This window comes from Geobacillus sp. LYN3 (assembly GCF_003064505.1).
Taxonomy (GTDB): domain Bacteria; phylum Bacillota; class Bacilli; order Bacillales; family Anoxybacillaceae; genus Parageobacillus_B; species Parageobacillus_B toebii.
Genome location: NZ_QCWL01000001.1, coordinates 317,588 through 326,525 on the forward strand (window position 1 = coordinate 317,588; position 8,938 = coordinate 326,525).

Consider the following 8,938-nt stretch of genomic DNA (forward strand, 5'->3'; position numbering starts at 1 on the left):
TCCGTTCCCCTATTTTCTCTTTTATTTATTTATTCGCCGTGGAACGGGAGAAAACCTTTATTTCAATTTATACATATTAAAGTTTAGAATTTGGCTTGCTGTTGATAAACCTTTGCGTCTGTCTAAAAAATAAACGACAGTCGTTATAAGCTGCTGTCCTCTGTAATTCAGAATGAATCCATGTAACTGCACGTAATTAGGGAGAGAATTTACTCTAGACAAACATCAAATCGAGCTGATATGGTTAAAAAAATAAGACTGACATAGCCTTATCAAGATCCATCTCTTATAAATAAACGCCATTATTTCTAAAAATCATTTACGTATTCATCTTGACAGAGAGCTAAAATTTCCCTTTATTCAATCTTAGACCTTCCTCCTAAAAAATATAGCCTCTAACGCTAAAACGTTAGAGGCATAACTTTACTCAAATAGTCGCTCTAAAAACCTTTTTAATTAATCAAAAGCGAGTATACAACTTTTTTGTCGAGTATACGACTTTTTGTTCAGTATACAACTTTTTTGTCACTTAACAAAAACAGGACCCGTGTTTTTACCTTTTACTCCACCGTCACGCTCTTTGCTAAGTTGCGCGGTTTGTCGACATCGCAACCGCGGTGCAGTGCCGCGTAGTAGGCGATGAGCTGCAACGGCACGACGGAAACGAGCGGTGTAAGCATTGGATGAACCGCTGGAATGACGTAGCGGTCTTCGTCTGTTTCTAAGCCTCTCATCGAAATGATGCAAGGGTTGGCGCCGCGGGCAACAACTTCTTTAACGTTGCCACGAATGCTTAAGTTGACGTGTTCTTGTGTCGCCAAGGCGATTACTGGGGTGCCGTTTTCGATAAGAGCGATCGTACCGTGCTTCAATTCTCCGCCAGCGAATCCTTCTGCTTGAATGTAAGAAATCTCTTTTAATTTTAACGCGCCTTCCAAGCATACATAATAGTCAACGGTGCGGCCGATGAAGAAACAGTTGCGCGTTGTTGATAAATACTCGAGAGCGATTTTTTCCATTTCTTCTTTTGCATCGCACAACATTTCCATTACGTTGGCGATAATACCAAGCTCTTTTTTCAAGTCAAAGTCAAGCGCAATGCCTTTTGCTTTCGCCGCAGCTGTCGCTAAAATCGCAAGCACAGCGATTTGGGCCGTATATGCTTTTGTTGATGCAACAGCGATTTCCGGGCCGGCATGAAGCAATAACGTATAATCCGCCTCACGGGAAAGAGTAGAACCTGGTACGTTCGTAATCGTAATCGCTTTGTAGCCAAGTTCTTTCGTTTGGACAAGCACCGCACGGCTGTCCGCTGTTTCCCCGCTTTGAGAAATGTAAATGAATAGCGGTTTTTCAGACAACAGCGGCATATTGTACGAAAACTCGCTTGCAACATGCACTTCGACAGGGATTTTCGCCCATTTCTCGATCAATTGTTTTCCGACTAACCCCGCGTGATAACTTGTACCACAAGCGATAATATATAAACGATCCGCATTGATCACTTCTTTGACTATTTCTGGATCAATCGTAAGCTGACCATTTTCGTCTTGATATTTTTGAATAATGCGGCGCATGACAAACGGTTGTTCATCTATTTCTTTTAACATGTAATGCGGATATGTTCCTTTCTCAATATCGCTTGCGTCTAGCTCCGCTGTATATGGAGCGCGCTCGATAATGTCACCGTTTAAGTTTTTAATTGTAATGCTTTCTCTTGTCACAATGACCATTTCTTTATCCATAAGCTCGACAAATTGTTTTGTCACTTGCAGCATCGCCATCGCGTCGCTCGACACAACATTGAAACCATTGCCGAGTCCGACAAGCAACGGGCTTTTATTTTTTGCGACATAAATAACTTCTTGATTTTCCGCATCAATCATTGCGATGGCATAAGAACCTTTCAACAATGTTAATGTTTTGCGGAACGCTTCTTCGACAGAAAGACCGTCGTTTACAAATTTTTCAACAAGCTGCACGATAATTTCCGTATCCGTATCACTCTTTAGCGTTACATCTTGTAAATACTCCTGTTTTAAAAGCGCATAGTTTTCAATAACTCCATTGTGCACTAATGTAAAGCGGCCAGAAGCGCTTTGGTGCGGGTGCGCGTTGATGCGGCTCGGAGCACCGTGTGTTGCCCAGCGTGTATGGCCGATTCCAAGAGTAGCACTTACGCTCGGATCAACGACATTCCGCAAATCGGCAATCCGTCCTTTTTCTTTAAAAAGGTGAATTCCTTCATCATTTAGTACCGCAATGCCTGCAGAGTCATATCCGCGGTACTCCAATTTTTCTAATCCGCGCAGTAAAATTTCTTTTACGTCCTGTTGACCGATGTAACCGACAATTCCACACATAGATCCGTATCCTCCTTAATATTCAGGAAGACTGTCGCACAAAGGAATTCCTCTATTATTTTTTTGTCAAGGAACGTTGTCAGGTGTCTGACCCCTTTTGCGCGGACAGACTCCCCATTTCCGTATTTTTGCGATTATATCCTTCCCTTTGTCCAAAGAGTCACCTCTTTGTTTTAAGAAAGGACTTGCGGTTGTAATCGCAGCAACCGGGAGGCATCCGCCGAAACCTCGATAAACCTCCTCCTCGTCAACTAAGCGTTTTTCCGTCCACGCTTAGTCCAGGCGCTTTTTTAAAAAATGCAAATGAAAAACCTCTACCCACCTTTCTTTTTTAAAATAACAACAAAATAATATTACAGTACGTCTTTAAAAGCGTCAACTGTTAGAATTATTTCATAAAATAACCTATGCATAAATAGAACAGAATGTTCCATTTATACATAGGTTAGTTATAAGCGTTTTATTTTATTCGACTCCCATTTCTTCGCGAACGACAGAGGCGATCCGTTCGACATAATTCCGGCATGCTTCTTCCGTCGGCGCTTCTGCCATCACACGTACAACCGGCTCCGTTCCAGACGGACGAACAAGAACCCGGCCGTTTCCGTTCATTTCTGCTTCCACTTCTTGAATAACAGCTTTTACTTTTTCATTTTCCATTACTTTATGCTTATCCGCTACTTTTATGTTTACCAGCTGTTGCGGATATTTTTTCATTTCACTGGCAAGCTCAGAAAGCGGTTTTTCTTTGACTTTCATAATGTTCACAAGCTGCAATGCCGTTAGCAATCCATCTCCTGTTGTATTGTAATCGAGGAAAATAATATGCCCTGACTGTTCTCCGCCTAAGTTATAACCATTTTTTCTCATTTCTTCTACGACATAACGGTCGCCAACAGCTGTTTGTACACTTTGAATTCCTTGCGCCTCAAGCGCTTTGTAAAATCCGAGATTGCTCATCACAGTGGAAACGACGGTTTGATGTTTAAGACGGCCAGTTTCTTTTAAATATTTCGCGCAAATGTACATAATTTGGTCGCCATCAACAATATTTCCGTATTCGTCTACCGCAATCAAGCGATCCCCATCGCCGTCAAAGGCAAGTCCAACATCTGCTCCTTTTTCTTTCACAAACGCCGCTAATGCTTCTGGATGTGTCGAGCCAACTCCTTCGTTAATGTTAAGACCGTTCGGTGATGCACCCATTGTAACAACATCCGCCTCCAAATCGGCGAATAAATGGGTAGCAAGAGATGAAGTGGCTCCATGCGCGCAATCGAGCGCAATTTTCAATCCGGAAAAATCTTCGTCAATGGTCTGTTTTAAATACTGCAAATACTTTTGACCGCCTTCAAAATAATCGTTCACTTGTCCTAATGCTTTTCCTATCGGTCTTGGCAACATATCTTCCGGGCTATCAATCAACGCTTCAATTTCTTGTTCTTGTTCATCGGAAAGTTTAAAGCCGTCTGGACCAAAAAACTTGATTCCATTATCTTGAACAGGGTTATGTGATGCGGAAATCATAATTCCCGCTTGCGCTCCCAACGCTTTTGTCAAATAAGCAACACCTGGTGTAGAAATCACACCGAGGCGCATCACTTCCGCCCCGATAGAAAGCAGCCCAGCGACAAGCGCTCCTTCAAGCATATGACCAGAAATACGTGTATCACGACCAATTAATACTTTTGGCCGTTCTTCGCTTTTTGTTAATACATAACCGCCGCAGCGGCCTATTTTAAATGCCAGTTCTGGCGTCAACTCACGATTCGCTACTCCACGAACACCATCAGTGCCAAAATATTTACCCATTATACACTCTCTCCTTACGCAAATGAAATTATCGTTCATTAATTTTAATTTTTACTTTTTCTTTCGGTAATTGCCATTTGATATTTTGTGGACCATTTAATTCCGCTTTTACTTCATGTTCACCAACACCTAAATCACTAACATCTATATATAATTGAATATCGTCTTTTGTTATATCGCTTAATACATTCGGTGCCCCATAAAGCTGAACATCCATCGCCCCTTCTTGCAGATCTACAAAATCAACCGTATATTGATCTCCTAATCCTACTACATGAATCGGTACATCTTTTAATGTTTTCGATTCTTCTTTTTGTACATCAATGACTATTTTTATTTTAGAAGGATCCACACTTTTTACTCCTGCAGGCAACGGAACATTCACTTCCAATGTCTTATCTTCTGTAATTTCATCTAAATGAATCGTAATACCGTCAATAAATTCAATGGAATTGATTTTTTCTTTTGAGCCAAAAATAGTTACTTGATTTGGGATGGTTTCTATTTTTACTATACTTAATCCTTTTCGCAGTGATCCTGTCCGATTAATTTTCAGTGGAACCGTTTTGCTAGGGCTTTTAATCGGAACGGTTACTTCTACTACGGAAGGCTGGACATCTACATTAAGTACGTTGCCTCTTTTGTCATAAACGGTTACGCTCGATTCCTCTGTTACGGTATCTGTTGCCCTATCTAAATCAATTCTAGCTTTTACCGATGATATACTTTCAATTAATTCTTTGGCACCCGTAATAGTAACGGCGTTTGGTTTGACAATCGGCTTTTCAATCAAATAGCCTTCGGGCACTTTATTTTTATTGATCAAATCAACCCCGACAGGGAAATTTTTAGAAACTTTTTCTTGAATCGTTACTTTTGCGACTGAAGGGTGGATGTTGACCTTTAGTTTATCAGATATATCTTTATATTTAATTGGAACGGTATACGTTCCTAATGGTAAATTCGTTAAGTCGATATACACTTCAAAATTGCGCTGTAAAGCAGTCGGCTTAACAATACTTGCGGGCCCTTGCAAAGTGACATTCACATATTTTGGAATACCGGAGACAACTAAATTTTCCTCATCATAATAAACCACTACAGGAACATTTGTCATTGTTTCCGTATCCTCTTGTCCTACCGTATTGCGGGTAATCACTCCCGATTTTGTTTCTTTCTCAATATTCGCCGACATATAAAGCATAATCGCTAACAGTAAAGAAAATATTTTAATAAACCAATGATTGTTCATTAACTTATCCATGTTTCTTCCCCCTCCATTGCCAACGGGATGAGGAAGTCGCCTTTGTGGATGGCACTAGCTCCTTTGTAAGCAACTCCCGAAACTGCTCCGGGGTTAAATCTCTGTGTAGCTCCCCGTTTTTTGTGACCGATACCGCACCGGTTTCTTCTGATACAACAACCGTTATGCTATCTGTCACTTCACTAATTCCTAATGCAGCGCGATGCCGAGTCCCAAGCTCTTTCGAAATAAAAGGGCTTTCTGAAAGCGGCAGGTAACAGGCCGCTGCTGCAACATGGTTTTTTTGAATAATAACAGCCCCGTCGTGCAACGGAGTATTAGGGATAAAAATATTAATTAATAGTTCAGAGGAAACACGGGCATTCAAAATAATGCCTGTTTCAATATAATCTCCCATTCCTGTTTCCCGTTCAATGGAAATTAACGCGCCTATTCTCCGTTTTGCCATATATTCCGTTGCTTTAATAATCGCTTCAACCATTTTTACTTGCTCTTCGTCCTCATTCGAACTGCTTCGAGAAAACAGCTTTCCCCGTCCTATTTGCTCAAGCGCACGCCGCAATTCCGGCTGGAAGATAATAATAATAGCGAGAAACCCCCATGTGATTGCTCGATCCATTAGCCATTGCAGCGTGTTAAGACCGAGAAAGTTACTAACAATATGCACTAGTATAATAAGAATAATTCCTTTTAGAAGCTGGACTGCCTTCGTCCCGCGAATCATCATGATTAATTTATATATAACATACCAAACAACAAGAATATCGACGGCCTTGCCTAAATAACTTAAAATCGGGAGCTCTCCGAAAGGCATTTTCACACTTCCTTTATCATTCTAATTCAAACATAATTTTATTGAAACAACCCTTCTATTATAACATATCATATAAAAAAGCCATCAAAAAAGATGGCTCTCTATTCGAACGCTTCCACCGCATCCTTGATTCGTTCCTTAATATTATACCAAATCCACTCAAATACTTGGTTAATTTCTTCAATTTCTCCTGTTACTTGTCCTGCAGAAGCTAAATATTTTTCTCCATGAATCACGGTGACATTGCCCTCGACTTTCCCTTCTATCTTTATAGAACCGTTGCGAACGACAATATCTCCTTGAACGACTTCTCCTTTCGGAACAATGACAGTATGACCGCGAATAATGACATTTTCATGTGTGGAAACAGAAAATTGTTTCTGTGCGTTCCATGTGGTAAATAGACTGCCTATCGTCAACATCATAAATAACGATGCAGCGGTAATAAACGGATGGGTTTGCAGCCACCTTCTAACACGAATCATCTTTCTTTCTTTCGGTAGCTGTGCCATCACACGGGCCGTAAAATCCGAAGGAGGGGTGAGATGGGACGCATGCTGAATGAACGCGACTGTTTTCTCTAGTCCATTAAAATGATCAGCGCATGCTGAACATTGCTGCAAATGCTCCCTTAATATTTTTTCATCATGCGGCCCAATATCACCATCTAAAAAATCATGCATAAGGTTTACAATGTTATGCGGACATTTCATGTTCTTCACCCTCTCATAAATGACCCAAATGCTTTCGCAACGCTTCTCTGCCACGGTGAAGTCTCGTTTTTACCGTGCCGAGCGGCAAGTCTAAAATTTCGCTAATCTCCTGTAATGATAGCCCTTCTATATACTTCAATACAATAACACTACGATATTTTTCTGGAAGTTGTTCAATTGCTTTCTGTACTGTTTCCTGTAGCTCCAAACTTTCTAATGTTTCTTCCGGAGAAGCTTCGCTAGAGGAAAGCTGTGAATACATTGTAAGCCCATCAGTACCGCTTATCTCTTCGTCTAAATAGGCATCCGGTTTTTTCTTCCGAATCTTATCAATCGCCAAATTGGCGGCAATTCGGTAAAGCCACGAGGAAAACCTCATATTTGGATTATACGTATGAATATTAACATAAGCGCGGATAAACGCTTCTTGCGCAGCATCTTCCGCCTCATGGCGATTTCCTAGCATACGATAACATAAACGGTATATTTTATCTTTATAAAGATCTACAATATCAGCGTAGGCATTTTGATCGCCTTTTTTGACCGCTTTTATACGTTTTTTCACAAATATCTCCATAATAATACGTACCCCCGCTCACTGCGGCTACAGTGTATTACGTTCACAAATAAAAAAAGTTTCATGCAAACATGCACCATTTATTTTATCATATCCGCCTAATCTTTCCTAAGCAAAATAAAAACAGCAGATTCTGTAAAATCTGCTGTTTTTACACCGTTACACTAGCTTTTCTCCAAAAAGGGACCCCATCAATCCTACAGCAACAGAAGCAGTCTTATTGCGCTCATCTAAAATCGGATTCACCTCTACAAATTCCGCTGATGTAATTAGTTTTGCCTCTGCGAGCATTTCCATTGCCAAATGGCTTTCACGATAAGTAAGACCACCGATAACTGGCGTACCCACTCCCGGTGCATCGTTCGGATCAAGTCCGTCTAAATCAAGTGATAAATGCACTCCATCCGTTCGTTCTTTTAAATATGCAATCGTTTCTTCCATTACTGTCGTCATGCCGAGACGATCTATTTCATGCATCGTATATACTTTAATCCCTTTTTCACGGATTAACTGCTTTTCCCCTTCGTCCAGAGAGCGAATGCCAATAAGAACAATGTTTTCAGGTTTCACTTTTGGGCTATAACCGCCGATATTCGTCAAATACGGATGTCCTAAACCAAGACTTGCAGCCAGCGGCATGCCATGAATGTTTCCCGATGGTGAAGTTTCCGCCGTATTTAAATCGCCATGGGCATCATACCAAATAACTCCTAAATTTTTATAATGTTTTGCGACACCAGCTAATGTACCAATGGCAATGCTATGATCACCACCCAACACGAGAGGGAAGCGCCCCCTTTTGATCACTTCGTCCACTGTTTTTGCTAATTTTTCATTCGCTTCTGCAACCGCTTTCAAATTTCGTAAGTTGGGCTGTGATCCTTCATCATCAGGATGTTCTGTTTTTCCAATTGGAATATCGCCTAAATCTTCAATTTCATAATGAAGACGTTCTAACCTCTCGATTACTCCTGCATAACGCATGGCACTCGGCCCCATATCTACACCACGACGTGTCTGCCCTAAATCCATCGGTACACCAATAATCGATATTTTCTTCATGTTGTCCTCCCCCTTCCCATGTGCTACTTCATTATTGTAGACGAAAATATCATATTGACTCAACTCGACAGTTTTTTGAATATTTATTCTTATAAAAAAAGAACAGTCTGCAATCACAATAAACAAAAAATCCCACTTCGGAAAAAACGAAGTGGGATGTTATATTAATGGAGCCTATCGGGATCGAACCGATGACCTCCTGCGTGCAAAGCAGGCGCTCTCCCAGCTGAGCTAAGGCCCCAAACTATCTTGTTGTAAAAGAGCGGAAGACGGGACTCGAACCCGCGACCCCCACCTTGGCAAGGTGGTGTTCTACCACTGAACTACTTCCGC

At 41.1% G+C, this 8,938-nt stretch carries 7 protein-coding genes and 2 tRNA genes; all 9 read right to left on the reverse strand.

Translation table 11 applies throughout. The features are described from left to right. Window positions 1-560 precede the first annotated feature (560 nt). Window positions 561-2,363: a glutamine--fructose-6-phosphate transaminase (isomerizing) gene (gene glmS / locus DCC82_RS01570; RefSeq protein WP_081189341.1), complete on the reverse strand. Its 1,803-nt coding sequence runs from the start codon at window positions 2,361-2,363 to the stop codon at window positions 561-563. Between the two features lie 465 nt (window positions 2,364-2,828). Continuing rightward, a complete protein-coding gene (glmM, locus tag DCC82_RS01575) occupies window positions 2,829-4,175 on the reverse strand; it encodes a phosphoglucosamine mutase (RefSeq protein ID WP_012748922.1) in 1,347 nt (448 codons plus the stop codon). Window positions 4,176-4,203: 28 nt separating this feature from the next. Further along, window positions 4,204-5,439, reverse strand: coding sequence for a CdaR family protein (locus tag DCC82_RS01580; protein ID WP_012748921.1), 1,236 nt, complete (start codon window positions 5,437-5,439; stop codon window positions 4,204-4,206). After that, complete coding sequence (cdaA, locus tag DCC82_RS01585) at window positions 5,432-6,253, reverse strand: diadenylate cyclase CdaA (protein WP_062756465.1); 822 nt, start codon at window positions 6,251-6,253, stop codon at window positions 5,432-5,434. Before cdaA ends, DCC82_RS01580 begins: the two co-directional genes overlap by 8 nt. A 101-nt stretch (window positions 6,254-6,354) precedes the next feature. Next, window positions 6,355-6,966, reverse strand: a complete 612-nt coding sequence (gene rsiW / locus DCC82_RS01590; RefSeq protein WP_097353932.1) for an anti-sigma-W factor RsiW — start codon at window positions 6,964-6,966, stop codon at window positions 6,355-6,357. A gap of 13 nt (window positions 6,967-6,979) precedes the next feature. Beyond that, complete coding sequence (gene sigW, locus DCC82_RS01595) at window positions 6,980-7,543, reverse strand: RNA polymerase sigma factor SigW (RefSeq protein WP_041269551.1); 564 nt, start codon at window positions 7,541-7,543, stop codon at window positions 6,980-6,982. Window positions 7,544-7,702: 159 nt separating this feature from the next. After that, a complete protein-coding gene (gene rocF / locus DCC82_RS01600) occupies window positions 7,703-8,605 on the reverse strand; it encodes an arginase (RefSeq protein WP_097353933.1) in 903 nt (300 codons plus the stop codon). A gap of 168 nt (window positions 8,606-8,773) precedes the next feature. After that, a tRNA-Ala gene (locus DCC82_RS01605) sits at window positions 8,774-8,846 on the reverse strand. Window positions 8,847-8,866: 20 nt separating this feature from the next. Then, window positions 8,867-8,938: transfer RNA gene (locus DCC82_RS01610), tRNA-Gly, on the reverse strand.